Source organism: Aeromonas sp. S11(2024) (assembly GCF_041402345.1).
GTDB lineage: Bacteria > Pseudomonadota > Gammaproteobacteria > Enterobacterales > Aeromonadaceae > Aeromonas > Aeromonas veronii.
Window position 1 is genome coordinate 1 of sequence record NZ_JBGLRC010000025.1, and the last position, 22104, is coordinate 22104.

At 61.0% G+C, this 22104-nt stretch carries 21 protein-coding genes; 8 read left to right on the top strand and 13 right to left on the bottom strand.

Translation table 11 applies throughout. The features are described from left to right. Positions 1-535: IS3 family transposase (locus tag ACB040_RS16750; RefSeq protein WP_371164851.1), on the top strand; the 535-nt coding region annotated here is incomplete at its 5' end. A gap of 67 nt (positions 536-602) precedes the next feature. Here ACB040_RS16750 and ACB040_RS16755 read toward each other — a convergent pair. Together ACB040_RS16755 and ACB040_RS16760 are read right to left on the bottom strand one after the other, a co-directional pair. Then, positions 603-1046, bottom strand: coding sequence for a PliI family lysozyme inhibitor of I-type lysozyme (locus ACB040_RS16755; RefSeq protein WP_101530656.1), 444 nt, complete (start codon positions 1044-1046; stop codon positions 603-605). Positions 1047-1104: 58 nt separating this feature from the next. Continuing rightward, a complete protein-coding gene (locus ACB040_RS16760; protein ID WP_371155729.1) occupies positions 1105-3138 on the bottom strand; it encodes a M13 family metallopeptidase in 2034 nt (677 codons plus the stop codon). Between the two features lie 180 nt (positions 3139-3318). Between ACB040_RS16760 and tilS the strand changes: the two genes are divergently transcribed. Beyond that, positions 3319-4677: a tRNA lysidine(34) synthetase TilS gene (tilS, locus tag ACB040_RS16765; protein ID WP_371155727.1), complete on the top strand. Its 1359-nt coding sequence runs from the start codon at positions 3319-3321 to the stop codon at positions 4675-4677. Between the two features lie 89 nt (positions 4678-4766). Here the strand turns inward: tilS and ACB040_RS16770 are convergent, their stop codons facing one another. Then, complete coding sequence (locus ACB040_RS16770; RefSeq protein ID WP_005347848.1) at positions 4767-5669, bottom strand: GGDEF domain-containing protein; 903 nt, start codon at positions 5667-5669, stop codon at positions 4767-4769. Between the two features lie 118 nt (positions 5670-5787). Between ACB040_RS16770 and ACB040_RS16775 the strand changes: the two genes are divergently transcribed. After that, positions 5788-7740 carry a monovalent cation:proton antiporter family protein gene (locus ACB040_RS16775; protein ID WP_042055216.1) on the top strand — a complete coding sequence of 651 codons (1953 nt, stop codon included), beginning with the start codon at positions 5788-5790 and terminating at the stop codon, positions 7738-7740. A gap of 28 nt (positions 7741-7768) precedes the next feature. On the opposite strand, the gene ACB040_RS16780 is transcribed toward ACB040_RS16775, so the two are convergent. The 4 genes from ACB040_RS16780 to ACB040_RS16795 all read right to left on the bottom strand — a co-directional run bounded on the left by ACB040_RS16780 (position 7769) and on the right by ACB040_RS16795 (position 11342). After that, complete coding sequence (locus ACB040_RS16780) at positions 7769-8914, bottom strand: patatin-like phospholipase family protein (protein ID WP_371155724.1); 1146 nt, start codon at positions 8912-8914, stop codon at positions 7769-7771. Between the two features lie 112 nt (positions 8915-9026). Continuing rightward, positions 9027-9905, bottom strand: coding sequence for an alpha/beta hydrolase (locus ACB040_RS16785; RefSeq protein WP_371155722.1), 879 nt, complete (start codon positions 9903-9905; stop codon positions 9027-9029). An 82-nt stretch (positions 9906-9987) separates the two neighbouring features. Beyond that, the gene (locus tag ACB040_RS16790) at positions 9988-10584 is read right to left on the bottom strand and encodes a TetR/AcrR family transcriptional regulator (RefSeq protein ID WP_158111226.1); all 597 of its coding nucleotides are present in this window, start codon (positions 10582-10584) and stop codon (positions 9988-9990) included. 113 nt (positions 10585-10697) lie between these two features. Continuing rightward, complete coding sequence (locus ACB040_RS16795) at positions 10698-11342, bottom strand: response regulator (protein WP_371155720.1); 645 nt, start codon at positions 11340-11342, stop codon at positions 10698-10700. Positions 11343-11513: 171 nt separating this feature from the next. Between ACB040_RS16795 and ACB040_RS16800 the strand changes: the two genes are divergently transcribed. Continuing rightward, positions 11514-12140: a glutathione S-transferase gene (locus tag ACB040_RS16800; RefSeq protein WP_371155718.1), complete on the top strand. Its 627-nt coding sequence runs from the start codon at positions 11514-11516 to the stop codon at positions 12138-12140. Positions 12141-12215: 75 nt separating this feature from the next. On the opposite strand, the gene ACB040_RS16805 is transcribed toward ACB040_RS16800, so the two are convergent. From ACB040_RS16805 to ACB040_RS16825, 5 genes are all read right to left on the bottom strand, one after another. After that, positions 12216-14327, bottom strand: a complete 2112-nt coding sequence (locus ACB040_RS16805; protein WP_371155716.1) for an alpha-amylase — start codon at positions 14325-14327, stop codon at positions 12216-12218. A gap of 228 nt (positions 14328-14555) precedes the next feature. Further along, positions 14556-15722 (bottom strand): hypothetical protein, encoded by a 1167-nt coding sequence (locus ACB040_RS16810; RefSeq protein WP_040066657.1) that lies wholly within the window; start codon positions 15720-15722, stop codon positions 14556-14558. Next, positions 15722-16093 (bottom strand): GtrA family protein, encoded by a 372-nt coding sequence (locus ACB040_RS16815; RefSeq protein ID WP_005338463.1) that lies wholly within the window; start codon positions 16091-16093, stop codon positions 15722-15724. Before ACB040_RS16815 ends, ACB040_RS16810 begins: the two co-directional genes overlap by 1 nt. Beyond that, entirely contained in the window at positions 16090-17109 is a 1020-nt protein-coding gene (locus ACB040_RS16820; protein ID WP_058056731.1) for a glycosyltransferase family 2 protein, read from the bottom strand. Before ACB040_RS16820 ends, ACB040_RS16815 begins: the two co-directional genes overlap by 4 nt. A 55-nt stretch (positions 17110-17164) precedes the next feature. Beyond that, positions 17165-17710, bottom strand: a complete 546-nt coding sequence (locus ACB040_RS16825; RefSeq protein WP_041202288.1) for a hypothetical protein — start codon at positions 17708-17710, stop codon at positions 17165-17167. Positions 17711-18026: 316 nt separating this feature from the next. On the opposite strand from ACB040_RS16825, the gene ACB040_RS16830 reads away from it, so the two are divergent. The 4 genes from ACB040_RS16830 to ACB040_RS16845 all read left to right on the top strand — a co-directional run bounded on the left by ACB040_RS16830 (position 18027) and on the right by ACB040_RS16845 (position 21378). Further along, a complete protein-coding gene (locus ACB040_RS16830; protein WP_371155713.1) occupies positions 18027-18791 on the top strand; it encodes a substrate-binding periplasmic protein in 765 nt (254 codons plus the stop codon). Positions 18792-18883: 92 nt separating this feature from the next. After that, positions 18884-20368, top strand: a complete 1485-nt coding sequence (locus ACB040_RS16835) for a murein L,D-transpeptidase (RefSeq protein ID WP_371155711.1) — start codon at positions 18884-18886, stop codon at positions 20366-20368. A gap of 165 nt (positions 20369-20533) precedes the next feature. Next, positions 20534-21079: a DUF882 domain-containing protein gene (locus ACB040_RS16840; RefSeq protein WP_005338458.1), complete on the top strand. Its 546-nt coding sequence runs from the start codon at positions 20534-20536 to the stop codon at positions 21077-21079. Between the two features lie 47 nt (positions 21080-21126). Beyond that, the gene (locus tag ACB040_RS16845; RefSeq protein WP_005338457.1) at positions 21127-21378 is read left to right on the top strand and encodes a lipoprotein; all 252 of its coding nucleotides are present in this window, start codon (positions 21127-21129) and stop codon (positions 21376-21378) included. Between the two features lie 85 nt (positions 21379-21463). On the opposite strand, the gene ACB040_RS16850 is transcribed toward ACB040_RS16845, so the two are convergent. Beyond that, positions 21464-22078, bottom strand: coding sequence for a trimeric intracellular cation channel family protein (locus tag ACB040_RS16850; protein WP_005338456.1), 615 nt, complete (start codon positions 22076-22078; stop codon positions 21464-21466). Positions 22079-22104: the final 26 nt, after the last annotated feature.

Here is a 22104-nt window from a genome sequence, read left to right on the forward strand (position 1 = left end):
CCGTTTCTACCGTCATCCCAACTTGCTCAAGGCGGGGCCAGAGCAGGTCACACCGATAGCACCGGAGCAGGTCTGGGTCGCAGATATCACCTATCTGCCAGCCAGGAGCGGACCGCTGTACCTGAGCCTGGTGACGGATGCCTACTCACGCAAGATAGTGGGCCATCACGTACACGAAGGGATGCACGCCGAATCGGTGGCGATGGCGTTCAGGAAAGCCCTGAAGCAACGACGTGGCAGCGGGGAGCTAATCCATCACTCGGACCGCGGCGTGCAGTATTGCTCGGGGCTGTATCAGTCATTACATGAACGGTACGGGGTGAAGTGCTCGATGACGGATGGGTATGACTGTTACCAGAATGCGTTGGCGGAGCGGGTGAACGGGATTTTGAAAGGAGAGTTATTGCTGCAAAGCCCGCAGGATTTGACGCAAGCGCGGGAAATGGTGCGTGAAGCGGTGGATATTTACAACGCGGAGCGGCCGCATCATGCGTTGAAATACAGAACCCCCGATGCGGTACATAGGGGGTTCTGAGTAGAGAAATGCTAGTTGAAAATGTGTAAACCTATTTCAGGACTAGACACAGATTAGGGGAGAGGGCTTAGTCCTGCGGGCTTTTGAGCGCCTTGACCACATCCTCTTTGGGCTCCAGCTCCTTGACCTGATTGAAGATCTCCAGCTCCCCTTGCGGGCTGACGGTGTAGGCATCGGCATCCTGATAGCTGCCGCTGCCAGCGCTCTCGATGATGACCACCAGCTCGGGCTGCTTGTCGCCATTCAAATCGACCAGTTTCAGCTCCCGGATAAAGCCGTTGCGGGCCATCACCTTGCCATCCTGAAACTCATCCAGTGGAAACTGGGCGTTCTGACCCGAATAGAGTCGCACGTCATAGCTGCCGATGGAGGCGGGCTCACCCACCCCTTGCGCCACCCGGATCACCTGCCCGGAGGGGAGGGTCAGTTGCTTGCTAAATCCCTCTTCGGCTTGTGCTTGTGCCGCCAGCGGCAGGGTCAGCAGCCCTGCCATCATCAATGCTCTGTTCATCTTGCAACCTCTTGCTGTCTCTTGAGTGCGGGCTCCCGGGGAGCCCGCCGTGATGTTGCTACCAGATCTTCACCCGCTTCTGGGGCGGCAGATAGAGCTTGTCCCCCGGCTGGATGTTGAATGCCTCGTAGAAGGCGGGAATGTTCGGCACCACGCCGTTGACCCGGTACTCGGGGGGCGAGTGGGGGTCGGAGCGCAGCAGCATCTGCATCAGCTCGGGGCGATACATCCCCTTCCACACCTGCGCCCAGCCGAGGAAGAAGCGCTGCTCGCCGGTAAAGCCATCCAGCACCGGCGCCTCCTTGCCATCCAGCGACAGCTCGTAGGCTTTGTGGGCGATGGTGAGGCCGCCCAGATCGCCGATGTTCTCCCCCAGGGTAAACTGGCCGTTGACGAACTGGCCGTTGATGGGCTCGAAGCGGTTGTACTGGGCCACCAGACGGCTGGTGCGAAAGCGGAACTCCTTGAGATCCTGCGGTGTCCACCAGTCGCGCATCATGCCGTCGCCGTCGGATTTGGCTCCCTGATCATCAAAACCGTGGCCCATCTCGTGGCCGATCACCCCGCCGATGGCGCCGTAGTTGACCGCATCATCCGCCGTCATGTCGAAGAAGGGGGGCTGCAAGATGGCCGCCGGGAAGACGATCTCGTTGTTGCTCGGGTTGTAGTAGGCGTTCACCGTTTGCGGCGACATGTGCCACTCGTCCCGGTCGACCGGCTTGCCGAGGCGCGCCAGACTGTCTGCGTATTCAAAGGCTTGCGAGCGTTGCAGGTTGCCGACCAGATCATCCGGTTTGATGGTGATAGCGCTGTAATCCTTCCACTTGTCGGGGTAGCCGATCTTGGGACGGAACTTGGCCAGCTTCTCGAGGGCCTGCGCCTTGGTCTCGGGCGACATCCAGTCGAGCTCCTTGATGCTCTGGCCGTAGGCGGTGCGCAGGTTCTCCACCAGCTGCTCCATCCGCTCCTTGGCCGCTGGCGGGAAGTAGCGGGCCACATAGAGCTGGCCGACCGCTTCACCCAGATGATCGTTCAGCACCCCGAGCGCCCGCTCCCAGCTGGCGCGCTGCTTGGGCGTGCCGCTCAATGTGGTGCCGTAGAAGGCGAAGTTGGCGCGGTCGGTCTCGCTGTCGAGATAGGGGGCGTAGTCGGTCAGCAGTTGCCACTTGAGGTAGGCCTGCCAGTCGGCGATGGGGGTCTGGGCCATCACCTGATCCAGCGCGCTCAGATAGGTTGGCTGACCGATGATGAGATCAGGCTGGCCAGCAATGCCCGCGGTATTGAGATAAGCCTGCCAGTCGAGATGGGGGGCGAGCCGTGCCAGTTCGCTGGCGGGGCGCTTGTTGTAGTTCTTCTCCCGATCCCGCAGGGCCACGTTGTCCCACTGGATGGTGGCGAGCCGGGTTTCGAGGGCCAGAATCCGCTTGGCCTTGCCGCTCGGGTCAGATTCCCCGAGGCGGCTCAGCATGGCGGCGATATGCTGCTGGTACTTCTGGCGCAGGGCCTGACTCTCGGGATCCTGCTTGAGGTAGTAGTCCCGATCCGGCAGTCCCAATCCACCTTGATAGAGGTAGACAGCATAGCGGTCGGGGGACTTGGCATCGGCGTCGATCCAGATGCCAAACGGCGCGCCGACGCCCATGCGGCCACTTTGGGCAAAGGCGCGGGCCAGCGCAGCCTGATCACCGATCCGGTCGATATCGGCCAGCGCCGGTGCCAGCGGGGTGAGCCCCTTGGCGTCACGGCCTGCCTGATCCAGATAGCTGGCGTAGAGATCGCGGATCTGCTGGGTCGGCGTGCCGGTGGCGGCCTCCTGCTTGGCCAGCCCCTCGACCAGCACCCGCACATCGGCGAGGGATTTGTCCCGCAGCATGTAGAAGGCGCCATCGGCGGGGCGATCGTCGGGGATCTTGGCGGTGGCGAGCCACTTGCCATTGACGTAACGGAAGAAGTCATCGCCGGGTTTGACCTGGGTGTCCATATTGGCCAGCGCCAGCCCGGAGTGTTTGGGGGATTCTTGCGGTGCCTGACTGCAGCCAGCCAGCAGGGCCAGTCCAATCAGGCCGGCCAGTAAGCTTTTCTTATTGTTCATCTTGTTTGATTCCAATTCGGGTTGTTTGCTTCCCTGCCCATCTTCCTTGCTCCAACCGGTTGTGCGACCGCCTTGCGGCCAGCCTGGTGGAGAGGGCGGGCGAGCCTCACTCTAGCAGCAGGGTTGCAGCTTGATAAGCCCGACTCTGCTAAGATCGGCCGGTCCATTTTGGGGAAGCCTATGATTTCTCATCTTTATTCTCGCTTTTGTCTGACTATGCCAGCGCCGGAAGGTTCCACCGGTCTGCTGGTGGCCTTCAGTGGCGGCCTCGACTCCACTCTGCTGCTGGTACTGGCGGCGCAGTATGCCCGCGAGCACAGCCTGCCGCTTCGCGCCCTGCACGTGCACCACGGCCTCAGTCCCCATGCCGATGAGTGGGTCGCTCATTGTGAAGCCGTGTGTCAGCAATTGGCGGTGGAACTGCTGGTCGAGCGGGTGACTCTGGCCCGCGGCAATGGCGAGAGTCTGGAGGCGCAGGCCCGTACCGCCCGTTACCAGCGACTGACCGCCCGGATGCGGGAGGGGGAGTGGCTGCTCACCGCCCACCATCAGGACGATCAGCTGGAGACCCTGCTGCTGGCCCTCAAGCGCGGCGCCGGTCTGCGCGGTCTGGCCGGCATCTTGCCAAGCCAGCCCTTTGCCGGCGGCCTGTTGTTGCGGCCGCTGCTCGATATGAGTCGCGCCGAGCTGGCCGAGGTTGCCGCTACCCTGCCTTATGGTTGGGTCGAGGATGAGAGCAATCAGGACGTGAGCTATGACCGCAACTTTTTGCGCCAGACGCTTATCCCCCAACTCAAGGCGCGCTGGCCCGCCATGGCCCAGACCGCGGCGCGCAGCATGGCCCTGTGCGCCGAGCAGGAAGCGCTGCTGGATGAGCTGGCCGAGAGCGACTGGCAGCTGGCGGGCGAGGGGGAGGCGCTCCATATCGGCCCGCTGCACGCCCTTTCATCCACCCGGCGCAACAACCTGCTGCGTTACTGGATCCGCCGTCAGGGGGGGGAGATGCCATCCCGTGAGCAGCTTGCCCGGCTCTGGCAGGAGGTAGCGCTGGCGCGCGGCGATGCCAATCCCCAGCTCAACTGGGGGCGCCAGAGCTGCCGCCGTTTTCAGGAGCGGCTCTATCTGGTGAGCCCGGACTTGCAACCCTGCCATCAGGTGTTGCCGGTCACAGTGGGTGAGCCGCTGACCTTGCCGGACGGGTTGGGCGAGCTGGTGGTGCGCATGGCGGAGCACGGCGAGGATCTGTTGCGTGCCCCCCGAGCGAATGAACCGCTCTCGGTGCGTTTTCAGGTAGCGCCCGGGATCCCCCTCAAACCGGTGGGGCGAAGCGGCAGTCGGCGGATGAAGAAGCTGCTGCAGGAGTATGGCGTGCCTTCGTGGCAGCGGGGGCGCATCCCCATCCTCTACTATGGCGAGCAGGCGGCGGCGGTGGTGGGGCTCTTTATCTGCGACGGTTTTATGGCGCAGGAGGCCGGGCTGGTCTGTCACTGGCAGGGGAGCGGTGCGGCCCCCATCCTGCCCGAGCAGGATCTTGCATGAGGTGATCTCGGTGTGAGGGAGGATTAGCCCCAAAAAAAGAAGCTCCGGTCACATGGCGCGCATGTGCCGGAGCAAAGAAGAGTTCGGGATTATTCGTTAGGGCTGGCCTTGCCGGCTTTTTTGCGGGCGTAGAGGTGACTGTCGGCCGCCTCGTAGAGGCTCGGCACATCGACCCCGGATTGCCAGCTGGCGGCGCCAAGGCTGCATCCGACCGAGAAGGTGCTGAGCTCCTTGTTGGTCATCAACATATGCTGCAGTCGCAGCCAGACCGGGCGCCACGCCTCGGGTTCGGCCGGTTGCAGCAGCAGGGCAAATTCATCCCCCCCGAGCCGGAAGGCTTGATCCGTGCTGCGGATACACCCCTTGAGCAGCTGGGCGAAGCGACTCAGCACCAGATCCCCCACCGGATGGCCCCAGGTATCATTGATCTGCTTGAAGCGATCGAGATCCAGCAGCACCAGCACCAGACCGTGGGGCTCGCGGCTGTGCTGCTCGATGGCGCGGCCGATGGCCTCGTCAAAGTAGGAGCGGTTGCCAAGGCCGGTCAGGTGATCGAGCCGGACCAGCTGATCCAGTTTTTCCAGCCGCAGATAGAGGGGCAGCAGCAGGCAGAGCAGCTGATGGTATTGCATCAGGACCCGTTGCTGGCTGCCGCTCAGCGGATGTTCCAGCTCGTAGTGGAGCTGGCCGAGCAGCTGGCCATGCTGACCGCGCAGTTCGAACGGATAGTTGTGCAGGTTGAGGGTGGCCAGCGGCGGGTGCTGGATCAGCACATGGGGCTGGCCACAATCGAGGTAGAGACCGTGGATCCTGACAATTCTTGCCGCACGATCGGCAAAAGTTGTCAGCAGACCGCCGAGATCGCTCTGCCCCAACAACTGCTCGAGCAACTGGTTGCGTTCAACGCTGGGCAACGGCGTGAGCCGCTCCATCTGGCGAACCCACTGCTCGATGCCATGGCTAAAGCCATTAAGTGACGACGTATTTTCCATGGTCTTCCACCTGTAACACCTGACTACTGTCTCCTCCATGCAATTGGCATGCCCAATATATCTTTCCTGCCCGCCAGATCGGCTGACTAAACTTAAGTCGATAAAAGGAGAGGAAAATTTGTACACCGACCTGTTGATCCTGCTGTTCGCCGCCGTGCTGCTGGTGGCAACTTTCCGGCGCCTCGGCTTGCCGGTCATCCTTGCCTACCTGATTGCCGGCGTCTTGCTCGGCCCCCACGGGCTGGCGGTGATCACCGGTCAGTCGATCATGCAGACCATTGCCGAGCTGGGGATCGTCTTTTTGATGTTCTCGCTGGGGCTGGAATTCTCCCTGCCGAAACTACTGGCGATGCGCCGGTTGGTGCTGGGGGTCGGGATGTTGCAGGTGCTGCTCACGTCACTGCTCTTTTTCGCCATCGGCTGGTGGTGGGGGCTGGGTCTGGCCCAGTCGCTGGTGGTGGCGGGAACGTTGGCACTCTCCTCCACGGCTGTGGTGATCAAGCAGCTCGGCGAGCAGAAGCAGCTCCATACCCGCCGCGCCCAGCTGGGGGTGAGCGTGCTGCTGTTTCAGGATCTGGCGGTGGTGCCCCTGCTGGTGATGATCCCCATCCTCGCCCAGCCGGAAGTGCAGGGGAGCGCCCTGGCCGCCGAGATCGCCTGGGCCACCCTCAAGGGGCTGTTTGCTCTCTTCACTCTGCTGGCGGTGGGCAAGTGGTTGCTGCCGCTGCTGTTTCATGAGGTGGCGCGAGCCCGCTCCGACGAGTTGTTCGTGCTGAGTGCCCTGCTGGTGGCGCTGCTGGCTGCCTACATGACCCATTCACTGGGGCTGTCGATGGCGCTGGGGGCGTTTCTGGCGGGGATGATGCTGGGGGAGTCCCACTACCGTCATCAGCTGGAGGTGGACATCAAACCCTTTCGCGACGTGCTGATGGGGCTCTTCTTTATCACCATCGGCATGGCCATGGAGTGGGAGCTGGTGGCGCGGGCTTGGTGGCAGGTGCTGATCTGCGTGGTGCTGCTGGTGCTGTGCAAATCCCTGCTGGTGCTGCTGGCCGGGCGGCTGATGGGGGAGCGCAAGCGCGACAGCATGGCCGCTGGCATCATGCTCAGTCAGGTGGGGGAGTTTGGCTTCGTGTTGCTGGCGCTGGCACTGCACCACGGCCTGCTGGATCAGCAACTGGTCTCCCTGCTGATCGGCATCGGCATCATCTCCATCGCCATGACTCCCTGGCTGGTGACCCAGGCCCATTCGCTGGCTCGCAGCCTCACCGATCCTGCGTTGCTGACCCGCTCCGAGGTGGCACAGTCGGGCCTGAGCAAAAACCAGCACGTCATCATCGCCGGCTTTGGCCGGGCGGGGCAGACCTGTGCCCGCTTTCTCAAGATCGAGGAGATCCCCTTTCTGGCCCTCGATCTTGACCCGGAGCGGGTGAGCGAGGCCAAGCTGGCGGGGGAGCAGGTGGCCTTCGGCGACGCCAGCCGCCGCGATATTCTGCTGGCCGCCGGGTTGTTGCGGGCGCGGCTGGTGATCATCACCTTCGATGACCGCAAGCGGGTGGAGGCGATGCTGGCACTGATCCGCGAACTGGCGGGGGAGCTCAAGGTGCTGGTGCGTACCCGGGATGACAGCTTTCTGGAGCAGTACAAGCAGGCGGGGGCCTTCGAGGTGATCCCCGAATCCCAGGAGGGGGCCCTGATGCTGGTCTCCCACCTGCTGCTCAACTGCGATATCCCCATCGGTCGGGTGATCCGCCGGATGGAGCTGGAGCGCAGCAGCCAGTATCGCTTTCTGCACGGCTTCTACTGGGGGGATCAGAGCGCCAGTAATCTGGAAGCGGATCAGCTGCTCGAACGCCTCCATCCGCTTTTGCTGCACGATCAGGCGTGGGCGGTAGGCCGTGAAGTGCGCGAGTTGCCGCTTGATGAGGTGCGGATCAAGGAGGTGCAGCGTGGCGATCAAAGTCTGGAACCCAGACCCGAGCTGGTGCTGGCGGCCGGTGATCGGCTGATCCTGTTTGGTACCGTGGTGGCGATGGAGCAGGCGGAGCAGCGTTTGCTGGAGGGGCGCTGAGTCCCCTTGCACTCATCGGTTACCCCCTTTATTCCCGCTCTTTTGGTAGCCCTTCGATATCGAGGAAGGCGACGACTCTCTCCCGCTCCCTCAGGGTGTCCTGATAGCCCAGCTTGATCAGCTGCTGGCAATAACCCGGATAGAACATCAAAAAGCTGGCCAGACTGCTGGTCTCATCCCCCTTCACGCCCAGCACCCGCAACAGGCGGCGCAACTTTAGCGGCAGTTTGCGCAGGTAGGCCAGTGCGATTGTGTCGAGATCCTGGCTCGGTTTCAGCACGCAGGTCTCCACCCGCTTCAGCTTGAGGCGGTTGCGTTCCCGCTCAGGGATAAGATCCAAGGTCTGATTGATGCGCCACAGCCGCTCAAGATCGGAGTTGAGGGTGTCGGTAAAGACCGTATCGAGCAGATGGCTGGCGATATTGGAGCTGGTGAGATGACCGTGATGATGGGTCGGCGCCGAGTGGGCTGGCGGATCCAGGGTGATCAGCAGGATCCGCTCTGCCCCCAGATGGATGGCGGGGCTGAGCGGGCTCAGCTGGTGGATGGAGCCGTCGCCGTAGAATTTCTCGCCGATCAGGGTGGCTGGAAAGACGAAGGGGAGAGCCGAGGAGGCGAGCAGGTGCTCCGATGTAAGCACGGTGCGCACCCCGCGACGTCTGGCCCGCTCCCACGGATGGTGGTCGGCCCGCCCTTGAAAGAAGGTGGTGGAGAGGCCGTCATCGTAATCCGATGCCGTGATGGCCAGCGCCTCCAGACTGCCGTAGAGGATGTTGTCATCAATGCGGTGATAGTCGATGAGTTGATCCAGCAGGCGGTGCAGCGGCGCGTTGTCAAAGAGGTGAAAGGCGTGGTTGGTGTGGGGATTGATCAGCCCCGCCGACCCTTCGTACATCAGCCGCCACAGCAGTCGGCCGGGGTGAAAATCGAAGATGTGGTGGGTCTCGAAACGGCGCCAGACCCACTCCAGCTTGCGCACCCCCAGATGGAAGCAGGAGGCGTAGCAGGCCAGCGCGGTGACATTGATGGCCCCCGCCGAGGTGCCACACAGGATGGGAAAAGGGATGCCGAGATTGCGCGGGTAGAGCTCCGCAATCGCCTTGAGGGCTCCGACCTGATAGGCGGCGCGAGCACCGCCACCGGTGAGCAACAACGCTGTATTGGGTCTGGCCATATGCTGGCGCCTTATTGTGTGCTGACAAGAATGTTCCCACTGACAAATTAACTATAAGGCGCTGTATCAAATATAAAAACGGGCGCTTGCCCGTTTTTTTCATGGCTGCTTTTCAAAGGACCCGCTGGGGATTTCCCGGCCGTGCCAGCTGATCAAAGGCGGCGAATACCGGGGCGCTGGCGAGGATGCGACCGTGGCCCAGTCCCCGGGTGCTCACCAGCCGGGTATGACCATCCTGACTGGCCCGCAAGGAATCGCCGTGCGGGGCAAATCTGTCCTCCTCGTCGTGCACGATTATCGCCGCGCCGCTGCGACTGGCGAGGCGACCCAGCGGATCGACCGTACTCAAGGGGTGCTGGTACTCCTGCTCAATCTCCTTGACCACCGCATCGAACAACCGGATGGAGTAGCCGGAGCGCGCCACCATGCCGTAGAGCTGGGGCACATAGTCGAGCACCGGCGAAATCAACAGCAGCGGCAGGGTATCGATACCCGCCTGACGGCTGGAGAGGGTGACGGCGCCTCCCATGCTGTGGGCGATGACCCCGTGCAGCGGGTCTACTTCGCTGGCCAGCTTGGTCGCCAGCTCGTCGAAGGCGCGTACGAAGCGGGGCAGGTGGCCTGTGTTGCCTGCGCTCTGGCCGTGGGCCGGATGATCGTAGGCAATGGCGGTGAAACCCTGCGCAGCGATATGGCTCATCAGCGGATAGAACTGGCTGGCGCTGCCGGACCAGCCGTGCATCAGCAGCCACAGCGGTCCCTGACCTAGCCGATAGCTCATCAATACCCCTTCGCTGGTATGGACCGCCTGCTTCACCAGACCGACAGGTTCGTGGCCACCGCGCTGGTTGCGCTGGGGGGTGAGCAGCAACTTGCTGGCGGTGCGCTTGGCATGGGTGGGGGCGAGTCTGTGGTGTAACCGGGTGCCGATCCCCAGCAGCCATTTGCTCGGGCTGAAGCGGCGGGTGTTGAAGTAGATCTTGCTGCTCATGGTCATCCTGTGGTTTTTATGTGCGAACGGTCGTGCTTTTTTGTTGGTTTTTAAAAATTAGTGTTGAACGGATGCCAAAACATCAGCGCCAGCTGCTCAGCAGAGCGTCCACCTCGGGCCAGAAGTGGCGGGCCGGATCCTGACACAGTTCGAGATCGTTGAACACCTGATCCGCCAGATAGAGGCCATAGAGGCGATAAACGGCGCGCCAGGGATCCATCTCCTGTCGCCACTCACCAGCGGCCTGCCCCTGCACCACCTGACGTGCCAGATAGTCGAGCCAGAAGCGCACCAGTTGCCGGGCGGCTTGCTGCACCTGGCTCTTTTGCTCATGGCCATCCTGCACCGAGGTCCAGGCATCGAGGAACATGCAGCGTCCGGCGAAGCAGTGGTTCCACGCCTGCCAGGCGCGCAGCAGGGCGATCAGCTTGTCGTGCTGGCTCTGGTGCTCCTGCTGGCGTACCGGCTGGATCACCCGCAGCCGGAACACCTCGGCGGCGTATTCCAGCACGGCGATTTGCAGATTGTCGCGGGATTGAAAGTGGGCAAACAGGCCGCTTTTGGACATCTCGCAGGCGCTGGCCAGCGAGCCGATGGTCAGGCTCTCCAGCCCTTGCTGGCTCGCTTGCTCAAAGGCTGTCTGCAAAATGTTTTCCCGGGTCAGGCGCCCTTTGCTCATCACTCTCTCCTCGTTGGCGCTGGCAGCATAAAGTACGATCGTGCTAATTGTCGAGCAACAAATAGCCAGCATGGCTGGCTATGTCGTCTCGCACGTGTCGCTATGCGCGGGGGTCAGTTCTCCTTGATATCGAGCTGTTGCAGGGCGATAACCGCCTGAGTGCGGTTTTTGACGCCCAGTTTTCTGAAGATGGCGGTGATATGGGCCTTGATGGTGGCCTCTGAGACGTTGAGCTCCCAGGCGATCTGTTTGTTGAGGCTGCCATCGCGCAGCATGATCAGTACCTTGTATTGCTGGGGGGTGAGGCTGGCCAGCTTGCTGGCGAAATCGGGGCCATCTTCCGATTCGGGATGGAGCGAGATGCCTTCCGGCACCCAGTTATCCCCCCCGATCACCGTATTGAGGGCGTTGACCAGCTCCTTCATCGGTACCGATTTGGGAATAAAGCCGAGCGCCCCAAGCCGCAACACCTGTTGGATGATGGCCGCATCTTCCGAGGCGGAGACCACCACGATGGGCAGGTCGGGATACTGGCCGCGCAGGTGGGCCAGCCCCTCGAAGCCGTTGGCCCCCGGCATCTTGAGATCGAGCAGCAACAGGTCAACTTCGGGGTGTTCGCCGAGCAGGCTGGTCAGGCTGTCGATGGAGTCCGCTTCCCGCAATTGAGCGTCGTCGATGGCCATGTGCACCGCTTGGTAAAGGGCGCCCCGAAACAGGGGGTGGTCATCTGCGATGACGATGGTAAATTGGCTGTCCATATTTCGGTTAATGGCTCACATTGTTGCTAACTGATTGTTTTGAAAAATCAAACTAGCATCGCTCACCAAGAGGGTCAAACCCGCCGGTGCGCAAATGTGAAGCGACCATCGGATGTTTTGCCATCAAGGGCAGACAGGCCGGTCGCAGGCAACTCATGCAGGAGGCAACAGATGGGATCCTTGGTATTGGCGGTGGGCACCGGCTCCACCTGGGCTATGCGGGCGACGCTGGTGCTCGCCATGAGCGGGCTGACGTGGCAGGAGCAGGTGTTCGATCTGGAGGATGCCAAGTCGCTGGCGCGGCTCAAGCGGCTGGCACCGGCCGGTCTGGTGCCCTGGCTCGAACACGATGGCATGCGGGTTCACGACTCGCTGGCCATCGCCGAATATGTTCACGAGCTCTGTCCCGAGCGTCAGCTCTATCCCGTTTCGCTGGCCGAGCGGGCGCTGGCTCGCAGCCTCTGCGCCGAGTTGCACGCGGGATTTCGGCAGATCCGTTCTCTGCTCCCCTTCTTTCTTGGGGCGCCAACCCGTATCGATCCCCCGGTGGAGGCGGTCGGCGAGCTGGCCCGTTTGCAGGAGATCTGGTCGCAGGCGCGGGGCCCCTTCTACTTTGGCGAGGCGGGCATTGTCGATGCCTTCTATGCGGTGATGGCCTATCGGTTGGCCAGCTACGGCATCCTGTTGCCCGGTCAGGCGGGAGTTTATCAGCAGGCGCTGCTCTCTTGGCCTCTGTGGCAGGAGACCCTGCTCAAGGCGCGGTTGCAGTGGCCGGTGGCGGCGCGCCAGTCACAGTGAGCCTTGGCAGATAGATATACGAGAGAGGGGAGCCAGTGGCTCCCCTCTCTGCTGCTGGTCAATGTGACTTAAGGGTTACTTCTGCCGGCCGGCAAAGACCACCACTACCTTGTCATCCCCCTTCTCCCGTACGAAGGCGTAGGGGGCATCCGAGAGTTTCTGGTGGCTGCCTGCCGCAATGGCCGGATGGGCGGCGCGGAACTGGCCCAGTTGCTGCCAGTGCTTGACCAGCTCGGCCTTGTCTCCGCTGGCCAGCTCCTGCCAGTTCATGTCCGAGCGCAGCGCCTGATCGAACACTCCGCCATCCTTGGCCAGCCCGCGGCCGGACTCGTCGCCGTAGTAGAGCTGGATGCCGCCCGGCAGCAGCATAAAGCTGTTGGCGACCCGGCGCTGTAGCGGCACATCCTGATAGTCGCCAAAGAACAGCTTGGTGTCGTGGGAGCTGATGTAGCTCAACACGTTGAACTCGGGATCCTGATTGATACGGCTGGCGTAGCTGGCATAGGTGGGCTCGGCGCTGGCCATGCACTGGGCCTGTGACAGTGCGAACTCGCGCTGATAGTCGAAGTTGATCAGGGAATCGAAACCGTTCTGATACCAGAAATCCTTGGCCACCCCGTGATCCCACACCTCGCCCACCATGTAGAAGGGCAGAGCGTCGAGGGCCTTGCTCGGGTTGGCAGTCTTCCACTCCTTGAGCGCAGCGGTGCCCGCCTGCTTGAGCTTGGCCCACACTTCGGGCTCCAGATGCTTGACGGTGTCGGCGCGGAAGCCGTCGATGCCAAAGCGGCGCACCCAGTCGGTGTGCCAGGCGATCAGGTAGTCGCTCACGGTGGCGTCGGGCAGCGCCTTGGCGAGGGTATCTTTTTTCGCCGCCAGCAACGGCGGCAGCCCTACCGGTTTGGCCGATTCGGTCAGAAAGTCCGGCAGCCCCGCCACCGAGCCGGTGACATCGTCGGTGCCGGGCTGCGGGTAGCCGGGCAGACCGGCGCGCACCCAGTCACCGCTCCACCACTTGTTCCACGCGGGTGATTGATAGTCGATGAACTGGTTGTAGCCATGCCAGTTGAGGCCGCCGCTCGGTCGCCACTGGTTCCAGACGGTCGGCAGTTTGCCGCTGTTCTGGGTCAGTTCGGTGAGCCCCAGATCTTGCAGATCGGCGAGGGTGGCATAACCGGCGTGGTTCATCACCACGTCGAGGATGATCCGCATGCCGCGCTTGTGGGCCTCGTCCACCAGGGTTTTCAGACTCTCTTCATCGCCGTAGTTGGGGTCAATCTTGGTGAAGTCGAGCGCCCAGTAGCCGTGGTAGGCGTAGAAAGGGAAATTGCCCTGCTCGCCACCGCCGATAAAGCCGTGAACCTGCTCCACCATGGGGGTGATCCAGATGGCGTTCATGCCGAGGCTCTTGATGTAGTCGAGCTTCTCGGTCAGCCCCTTGAAGTCACCGCCGTGCCAGGTAGCCACCTCGTCTTGACCATCCTTCTGGCGGCCGAAACTGTGGTCGTTGGCGGGATCGCCGTTGTGGAAGCGATCGGTCAGCAGGAAATAGACGCTCGCCTGATCCCAGCTGAACGGTGCTGGCTTGGCTGCCTTGACCGGCTCGAGCAGCAGCAGGCCGCCGCTCTCTTTGCTCGGGGTCAGGGTCAGCTTGCCCTGTTTGACCACCGCCTCCAGTTTTGAGTAGGCATCCCTCAGTCGGGTACCGTCGGGCCAGACCCCTTTGAGGGATACAGTGACCGGGCCACCATCCCAGCTGATGCAGGGCTCTGTCGGCGGCTGGCGCTTGAACTTGCTCTTTTTGGTCGCCCGCAGCACCTTGAGGCTGGGGGTATCCGGGTTGAAAGTGAATTGATACTCCCCGGCCAGCATCACCCGAAGGGTAAAGCTCTGATCCTTGCTGCATTTGTCCATGGGCTGGGCGGTGCCGAAGGGGAGCGGCTTGCTCTCGCTCGGGCCAAAGCTGGTACCGCAACTGTTTCCTGCGTCGCTGATGCGGATCTGGTGGCTCCCCTTAGCGAGCGTGTGGGTCAGCTCCACCGTGCCCTTATCCAGCGCGATCGGGGTCGCGACCGGTTGACCATCCACATAGAGGTGAACCTCGGGGGCGGCCATCGCCTGTGGGGTGAACAGAGGGGCGGCCAGCAGGGCGAGCCAGAGAGGGGATAAGTGATGAGCACGACGCATAAGCCATTCCTTGAGCAGGGCAGTTCGGACAAGGGCCCATTCTAGGAGCAGCAAAGCGCGCCTTGGATCGGCAAAATGCCGATTTGTGACTTCAGTTCAAATGGTTACGTTTTCAAGCCGAGGAAAGTGTGACGGAGAGGAGATGGGACGCTCTGTCGATAAAAATAGCGGCCATAAAAAATGCCGGTCAGGTGACCGGCATTTGGTGTGTCAGGCATCGTCGTCACATCAGACGGTGAAGAACTTGAAGTTGACGAAGGCCACCGCGATGAAGGAGGCAACCATGCCGCTGATGCAGAGCACAGCAGGGCGGATGGCTGGCCAGCGATGGGTCAGCAGAATGATGGCCAGCAGGGTCGGGTAGAGCCCGAACATGTAGCGTGGCATGGCGTTGAGGCCGGTCATCAGCGGGATGGTGCAGCAGATGAACATCAGGGTCGCTTCCGCCCAGCGCTTCTGACTGAACAGGTAACCGTTCAGGCACCAGCCGAAGATCACCATGATGGAGAGGTAAGCCTTGCGGCCGCCCAGCTCGAAACCGCTCAGCCACCAGTCCAGCGGGCTGTCCATGTAGCGACCCCAGGCCACCTGAATGTGCTTGAAGGCAAAGGCATCGCCGGTCAGATGATAGAGGTAGACCATGTAGGCAAACAGGCCAAAGGGGATCATCCAGAGGGTGAAGACCACCTTGAAGGCGCGCTCGGTGAAGCGGAAAAATTCCCGCCAGCCGTAGGCCTGCAGCGCCAGGATCAGCACCGGGAAGACCATCATCACCCCCAGGTTGCGGGTGGCGGAGATACAGACCCCCAGCACGGCCACCATCAGCCACTGCTCCCGATAGGCGAACAGGAACATCCCCAGCATCAGTGCCATAAAGGTCGACTCGGTATAACCGGAGACGAAGTAGGCGGAGAAGGGGGAGAAGGCGAGCAGCCAGACGCCGAAGCGGGCGGTATCGTCCCCCAGCTTGAGCTGACGCAACACCAGCAGCATCAGCGGCAAACTGGCGAAGAAGGAGAGGTTGGTAACAATGATGAGGCCGATCAGGCTCTCGACATTGAACAGGTTGGAGATGGCACCGGAGACCATCGGGTAGAGCGGCATAAAGGCCCAGTTGGCCGCATTGCCCTTGCTCAGCCAGCGCGGGTAGAGATCGTAGCCATTTTCGATAATGCGCTGGAACCAGACGCAGTCGAACTGACAATAGGCCTGCAGCGGGCCGATGTCGGGGGAGCCATAGAGCTGGACACCGAAGTAACCCATGCCATACAGCGCCACCCGGCTCAGCATGAAGGCGGCGATGATCATCAGCCAGTCACGGCCGCTGATGCGCAGTGACGGGCGATAGGGGAGTGCAGCCCCGGTTAGCGGGGCAGTATTGGTCATATCATTCATCAGGCAAAAACCCAGACGCGAGAGAGAACGTAAGTGAGGACGGTAACGGTCAGGGTGGCGATGACCACCGGCAGCAGACCGGAGAGCCCCGCAAACAGCAGGCCGCTCAGGATCAGGTTACGCACCGCCAGCGAGAAGAGAGCGACCAGCAGAAACTTGCTGGCGGCTCCCTGTTTCTGGAAGGTGATGTAGCGGTGACCAAAGAAGGAGAACCAGAACGCGATGGCAAAAGCCAGCGTGGTAACCAGGTGCTCCGAGATGGTGGGCCAGGTATGAAACAGTGCGATGGAGGTGCCAAGGTCGACGAGGGTAGCCCCCCCGCCGACAAAACCGAAACGTACCAGCCGCCAGAATTCCTCGCGGGAGATCATTGAGGCGCCTGCTCCTGCTGCTCTTGCGGGTTGCTGTCAGCGCTCTGCGGTTTGGCCGCATCCTGCTTGGCATACTGGCCATAGACCCCTTCAATGAGGTAGACCGGGCGCTGTTTCACTTCCACGAACATGCGGCCGATGTACTCGCCGATGATGCCGAGCGACAGCAGCTGGATACCGCCGAGGAACAGCACAACAGACATCAGGGAGGCGTAACCGGGCACGTCGATGCCGAAGAAGATCACCTGGGTGATGATTTTCAGGATATAGAGGAAGGCAACCAGCGAGACGCTGACCCCCACATAGCTCCAGACCCGCAGCGGCCAGCTGGAGAAGCTGAGCAGACCGTCGAGGGCGAAGTTCCACAGTTTCCAGTAGTTGAACTTGGTTTCACCGGCGTGACGGGCCGGGCGCTCGTAGGGGACGCCAACGGCACGGAAACCGGCCCAGGCAAACAGCCCCTTCATAAAGCGGTTGCGCTCCGGCAGCAGCTTGATCGCCTCGACCACGCGACGGTCGATCAGGCGGAAGTCACCGGCGTTTTCCGGCAGCTTGGTGCTGGTGGAGAGCGCATTGAAGAAGCGGTAGAAGCCACCGGCAGTCAGACGCTTCATCGGGGTATCGGCGCTGCGATCGACGCGGATGCCGTAGACGGTGTCATAGTCACCGGTCTGCCACAGTTTTACGAACTCCAGGATCAGGGCGGGCGGGTCTTGCAGATCCACATCCATCGGTACGATGGCATCCCCTTTGGCTTGATGCAGACCGGCGGTCAAGGCGGCTTCTTTACCGAAGTTGCGTGCCAGGTTGACCAGGGTTACGCGCGGATCGCGGGCGATGGCCTGCTCGACCACTTCACGGGTGCGGTCACGGCTGCCATCGTTGACGAATACAATTTCAAGCTGGTCTTTCAGCGGGGCCAGTTCGTTGTCTATCGCGTTGATGAAGGCATCGATGCTCTCTTCCTCGTTGTAAACGGGAACGACCAGAGAGAGTCGAAAATCTGGATGCGACATAAGAACGTCCTTATTTGGGATAGTTGTTTTTATAAAATGGTATTCGGGGCAAGGATCACTGGGCTACGGTCAAACGTACCGACTGCACATTGATGGGAGTTGGTGCCGAGAGCGCCAGAAAATTGGGGCGCTTGGGATCTGCCGTGAGTGAGTCGCCGGGCAGACTGAGGCGAATTTCGTTGATGCCCGCTTTGGCCAGTTTCACCGTGGTGGTGAAGTCGTGACCCAGCGCCACTTTCAACAGTGCACCGGCTTCCGGGCTGTTGATGCGGGCCTGTACGGTAAGCTGATCCGGATTGGCTGCCTGCTTGGGCAGCACAAAGTAGAGACCGCCCTGACCGCTGAGCAGGGTACCTTCGTCGCTCGGCTTCTTGGCCCAGCCTTCGCTGGAGAGGAAGCGGCTCGGTTTGGTCAGATTGAGCTCGTTACCCGGCTGGTAGGTCATGCTGGAGTTGTGTTCCCAGAAGCGTGTCTTGCCTTCCAGATAATAGAGTTTGTAGGCTAGGCTCACGTTGGGGTGAGCAGCCAGATAGAGGGTGTAAAGATAAAAACCGCTTAACGCCAGAATGGCAGTCAAAAAACCGAACTTTTTGTACGTCATATCACTCTCTATGCCTGACAGAATAGGTAGGCCGATGTCGCGCATATGCTAATCCAATTGCAAAAAAAGCATAGTGGATCACAAAAAAATATTTGGTCACATATTAACCCCTTTTTACCCCTGTTCCAAACGTTGCTGTTTCCCGGTAAAACAGGTCTGGCGGGGCGCCGGTTGCCAGTGGCGCTCCGGCAGGGCAATTGGCAAATAGCAGTGCTTTGCTGCGTCATTTTCTAGCGGATGCGATAGTCATCTGGCCTCTATCGCCATTTTGCAGGGGGCGATTTATGATGACTCACTTATTCGTCAAGGATGACATATGAAGTGGATCTCTTGCTGTCTGTTGCTTGGATTATGGGCGCCAATGGCATTGGCCAGGGCCCTGTGTCCCGAGCCTATTCAGGTCGGTTACGATAACTGGCCCCCCTACCATTATTACGAAGCCGACTCACCGCAAGAGGTGCGCGGTTATGCCGCCGAGGTGCTGACGGCTGTGCTCACTTCCATGCACTGCAAGGTCAACTATGTGGAGCTGCCCTGGAAGCGGGTACTGCACGAAATGGAATATGGTGAGATAGACATGGCGATGGAGGCGAATATCAATGATGAGCGCGCTCGTTATGCCTGGTTTTCCGACTCCTACAATCCGGGTCGCACCTTGCTGTGGATCCGCAAGGGCAGCCACTACCCCGAGCAGGATCTGGCGAGCTGGCTGGCCAGTGGTTACTCCCTCGGCGTTACCAAAGAGTACTTCTATGGTGAGGAAGTGATGTCGCTGCTCGCTCGCTATGCCAAACAGGTGAGTGCGGTGAGCGACCAGCAAAATTTTGAGAAGCTGGCCCGCGGGCGGATCGACGGTTTCCTTGGTGACATGCTGGCTACCCCCAGCGCCCTTAACAAGGAGGGGATGAGCGGTCTGTTCACCAGTCACCCCATGGTGGTATCTGAATCGCCGAACTTCTTTATGTTGGGCAAGCGCAGCTTTTCGCCGCAGTTCTTGCAACAATTTAATCAGGCGTTGGCGCGGTTCAAGGAGACAGATGCGTATGACATTATCTGGCAGCGTTATGCCCCCGGGCGCTAGCAAAGTATTGGCCGTTCACGCATCATGAGCGGCCTGAGCATCGGGTCTGCTTGTCAGGCCCGACAGAGTGAACAAACCGTTTTGAGGTACCCATGGGGATGAAGTATTGGCTGACCCTTGCCAATCTGGTGTGGCTGGGATGTTTGCCCGCTGGCGCGGTACATGCGACCGAAGCACAAGTTGTGGTGGCGGCCAGTGAAACCGGACACGACTGGTATCAGGGCAGTCAGGCCGAACAGGCCCGTGTCGAGCTGGAGCAGCAGTTGCAAGAGGCTGTGCTTGCCCAGCTGCATCCCGATTTTTTCACGCTGTGGAAGCGTCTGCAGGCCACCCCTGCAGACAAGCGTGGTGCCATCTATGACGACATTTTTACCAAGCTGAGCCGTTTCCAGCACGCCTGGCGGGGGATGGATCTGGTCTCGCGCGAGCAGATGAAGACCCTCAAGCTCGATTTGAACCGCCCTGTGGTGACCCAACCCAGCGATGATGACCTGCTCACCCAGGTGAAATCCCTGCGACCTCAGGTGGCGGAATACGAGGCGGTGCGGGCCAAAGTGCAGAAACTGCTGGCGATGCCGATGGCCAGCAAGTGGCCAACCCTCGATATGCCGACCCTGCGTGCCGGAGAGAGCTCCGCCGAGCTCGGCCAGATCCGCGCCATGCTCAACGAGCTGGGCGACAGCGCCCCGAGCCATGGTGATCAGATTTACGATGGTGATACCGAGCAGGCCATCAAACAGTTCCAGCGTCGTCACGGTCTCACCGCGGACGGCATCATCGGTCGTCAGACCCGCTCCTGGCTCAATACCGGCCCGCAAGTGCGCGCCAGCCTGCTGCTGCGCAACCTGTGGCGTCGTGATCTGGTGGATCAGCTCGCCGGTGGCCGCTACGTGCTGGTCAATATTCCCGACTACCGTCTGAGCGTGGTGGAGTCCGGCAACGAGGTGTTTACCAGCCGGGTCATCGTCGGCAAGGAGCAGCGGGCAACTCCCATTCTGGCCAGCGAAATTCGCTCCATCGTGCTCAACCCCTCCTGGCATGTGCCGCGCTCGATCCTGAGCAAGGACATCCTGCCCAAGCTGGGTCGCGATCCCGCCTATCTGAGTCGTGAGCAGTTCGAGGTGATCGACAGCGAGGGCAATCCGGTCCAGTTCACCGAAGAGGGGTGGCATCAGGCGCTGGCTGCCGGTTTCCCCTATCGCCTGCGGCAAAAGCCGGGTGATCACAATGCCCTGGGGCGCTACAAGTTCTACCTGCCCAACAATGACGCCATCTATCTGCACTCCACCCCGCGCAAGGCGCTGTTCGAGCAGGGGGCGCGCGCCTTCAGCTCGGGCTGCATCCGGGTGGAACATGCGGACGATCTGGCCGAGCTGTTGTTGGCGGACTCCCGCTATCAGCCGGACAAGGTGGCCAATATCCTCAAGGAGAGCCAGACCAAATGGTTGCCGCTCACCACGCCGATCCCGGTCTTTACCGTCTACTGGAGCAGCTGGATCGACGAAAATGGTCGCCAGCAATTGCGTAGCGACATCTACGGATTTGATCGGGTCAGCTTCCAGAGCCGCCTGCTGTGATCCCTGCCACAGAGTGAAAAGCCCGGCCTGTGCCGGGCTTTTCTATGGGCGATTGAGGTTTGACAGGGCCCCCCGCCGGAGGGTAGTTTCAAGCGCCTGTATCACATTCAATCAGTGATCTTATTCAATTATTTTTCGCTTGAATCTGCGATGGACGAACCCCTTATGCTGGAACAAGAGATAAGTCGACGTCGCCTGTTGCTGGGAGCCGGTTGCCTGCTGGGCAGCTCGCTGATCTCCTTCCCTGCACTGGCCAGCCGCAGTACCACCGGGCGTGAACTCAGCTTCTTCAATCTCAATACCGGCGAGCGGGTGCGCGCCAGCTATTGGGAAAATGGCCACTATCTGAGCGACGGGTTGGCCGAGCTCAACCACATCTTCCGCGATTACCGGCGCAATGAAGTGTTCAACATCGACAAGAAGCTTTTTGATCAACTGTTTCTGTTGCAGCACAAGCTGGGTCGGCGCAGTGAAATTCAGCTGATCTCCGGCTATCGCGCCCCGGCAACCAATCGTCAGAAGCGCCACAAGAGCCGCGGCGTGGCCAAGCACAGCTACCACACCCTGGGGCAGGCGGTGGATGTGCGGATCCCCGGCGTACAGCTGGCCCATCTGCGCAAGGCGGCGCTCCAGCTCAAGGTGGGTGGGGTTGGTTACTATCCCCGTGATAACTTCGTTCACCTCGATACCGGCCCGGTGCGCAGCTGGTAAAGGGGATGGCAAGCTGCCAAGCTCTTCCCACCAGAGAGGAGATAGCGATGAAAAAGATAGTGATTGGCGGCCTGATCGCCCTGTTGTTGACCGGTTGCAGCAAGCTCAACCGTGAAAATTACGACCAGTTGAAGATGGGGATGAGTTACGCCGAGGCCAGCACCATTCTGGGCAAGGCGGAGCGTTGTGACGATGCGCTGGGCACCACCAGCTGCCTCTGGGGTGGGGAAGGGAAGAACATCAAGATCCGCTTTATCGCCGACAAGGCGACCTTCTTCAGCTCGGAAGGGATTAACTGAGTCGCAGAGCGTCCATGAAAAAAGCGCCACTCGGGCGCTTTTTTGTTGCTCGTAATCCAACCCGCTTCGCCAGAAGCTGGCGTACTCAGTGGGTCGCGTACTGGTAGTTGAAGGTGGGCAGACCCCACTTGAAGCGAACCGCCAGCAGCCGCAGTACAAAGCCGATCCCGATGGAACCGAACGCCGCCCAGTTGGTCGGCAAGCCCTGATCCAGCGCCAGACAGTAGAGGGCTGCGGTGATCAGCGAAATGGCTGCATAGAGCTCGCGACGAAATACCAGTGGAATCCGCTGGCAGAGCAGATCCCGCAGCACCCCGCCAAAGACCCCAGTCACTACCGCCATGATGCAGGCAATACCGGCGCCGTGGCCCATATCCAGCGCCCGGGCCGCACCGAAGATGGAGAAGACCACCAGTCCCAGGGCATCGAGGGCCATGAACAGCTTGCCGAGGTAGCGCATCAGGGGGGCGGAGACCACACCCGCCATCGCGGCTGCCGCAACCAGCAGCACATATTCCGGATGTTCAATCCAGAGCAGCGGATAGTGGCCCAGCAGCACATCGCGGATGGTGCCACCACCGATGGCCGTCGCCGAGGCGATGATCACCACACCAAACAGATCCATCCGTCGCCGACCCGCGGCCAGCGCGCCGGTCATCCCTTCGGCCACCAGGCCCACCAAGAAGAGTGCATGTAACATGAGATATCCCAGGGAACGAGAAAGGC

Excerpts from the sequence above, each read along its gene's own strand:
- ACB040_RS16755 (WP_101530656.1), bottom strand. The coding sequence starts at position 1,046 with ATGAACAGAGCATTGATGATGGCAGGGCTGCTGACCCTGCCGCTGGCG.
- ACB040_RS16760 (WP_371155729.1), bottom strand. The coding sequence starts at position 3,138 with ATGAACAATAAGAAAAGCTTACTGGCCGGCCTGATTGGACTGGCCCTG.
- tilS (WP_371155727.1), top strand. The coding sequence starts at position 3,319 with ATGATTTCTCATCTTTATTCTCGCTTTTGTCTGACTATGCCAGCGCCG.
- ACB040_RS16770 (WP_005347848.1), bottom strand. The coding sequence starts at position 5,669 with ATGGAAAATACGTCGTCACTTAATGGCTTTAGCCATGGCATCGAGCAG.
- ACB040_RS16780 (WP_371155724.1), bottom strand. The coding sequence starts at position 8,914 with ATGGCCAGACCCAATACAGCGTTGTTGCTCACCGGTGGCGGTGCTCGC.
- ACB040_RS16785 (WP_371155722.1), bottom strand. The coding sequence starts at position 9,905 with ATGAGCAGCAAGATCTACTTCAACACCCGCCGCTTCAGCCCGAGCAAA.
- ACB040_RS16790 (WP_158111226.1), bottom strand. The coding sequence starts at position 10,584 with ATGAGCAAAGGGCGCCTGACCCGGGAAAACATTTTGCAGACAGCCTTT.
- ACB040_RS16795 (WP_371155720.1), bottom strand. The coding sequence starts at position 11,342 with ATGGACAGCCAATTTACCATCGTCATCGCAGATGACCACCCCCTGTTT.
- ACB040_RS16800 (WP_371155718.1), top strand. The coding sequence starts at position 11,514 with ATGGGATCCTTGGTATTGGCGGTGGGCACCGGCTCCACCTGGGCTATG.
- ACB040_RS16805 (WP_371155716.1), bottom strand. The coding sequence starts at position 14,327 with ATGCGTCGTGCTCATCACTTATCCCCTCTCTGGCTCGCCCTGCTGGCC.
- ACB040_RS16810 (WP_040066657.1), bottom strand. The coding sequence starts at position 15,722 with ATGAATGATATGACCAATACTGCCCCGCTAACCGGGGCTGCACTCCCC.
- ACB040_RS16815 (WP_005338463.1), bottom strand. The coding sequence starts at position 16,093 with ATGATCTCCCGCGAGGAATTCTGGCGGCTGGTACGTTTCGGTTTTGTC.
- ACB040_RS16820 (WP_058056731.1), bottom strand. The coding sequence starts at position 17,109 with ATGTCGCATCCAGATTTTCGACTCTCTCTGGTCGTTCCCGTTTACAAC.
- ACB040_RS16825 (WP_041202288.1), bottom strand. The coding sequence starts at position 17,710 with ATGACGTACAAAAAGTTCGGTTTTTTGACTGCCATTCTGGCGTTAAGC.
- ACB040_RS16830 (WP_371155713.1), top strand. The coding sequence starts at position 18,027 with ATGAAGTGGATCTCTTGCTGTCTGTTGCTTGGATTATGGGCGCCAATG.
- ACB040_RS16835 (WP_371155711.1), top strand. The coding sequence starts at position 18,884 with ATGGGGATGAAGTATTGGCTGACCCTTGCCAATCTGGTGTGGCTGGGA.
- ACB040_RS16840 (WP_005338458.1), top strand. The coding sequence starts at position 20,534 with ATGCTGGAACAAGAGATAAGTCGACGTCGCCTGTTGCTGGGAGCCGGT.
- ACB040_RS16845 (WP_005338457.1), top strand. The coding sequence starts at position 21,127 with ATGAAAAAGATAGTGATTGGCGGCCTGATCGCCCTGTTGTTGACCGGT.
- ACB040_RS16850 (WP_005338456.1), bottom strand. The coding sequence starts at position 22,078 with ATGTTACATGCACTCTTCTTGGTGGGCCTGGTGGCCGAAGGGATGACC.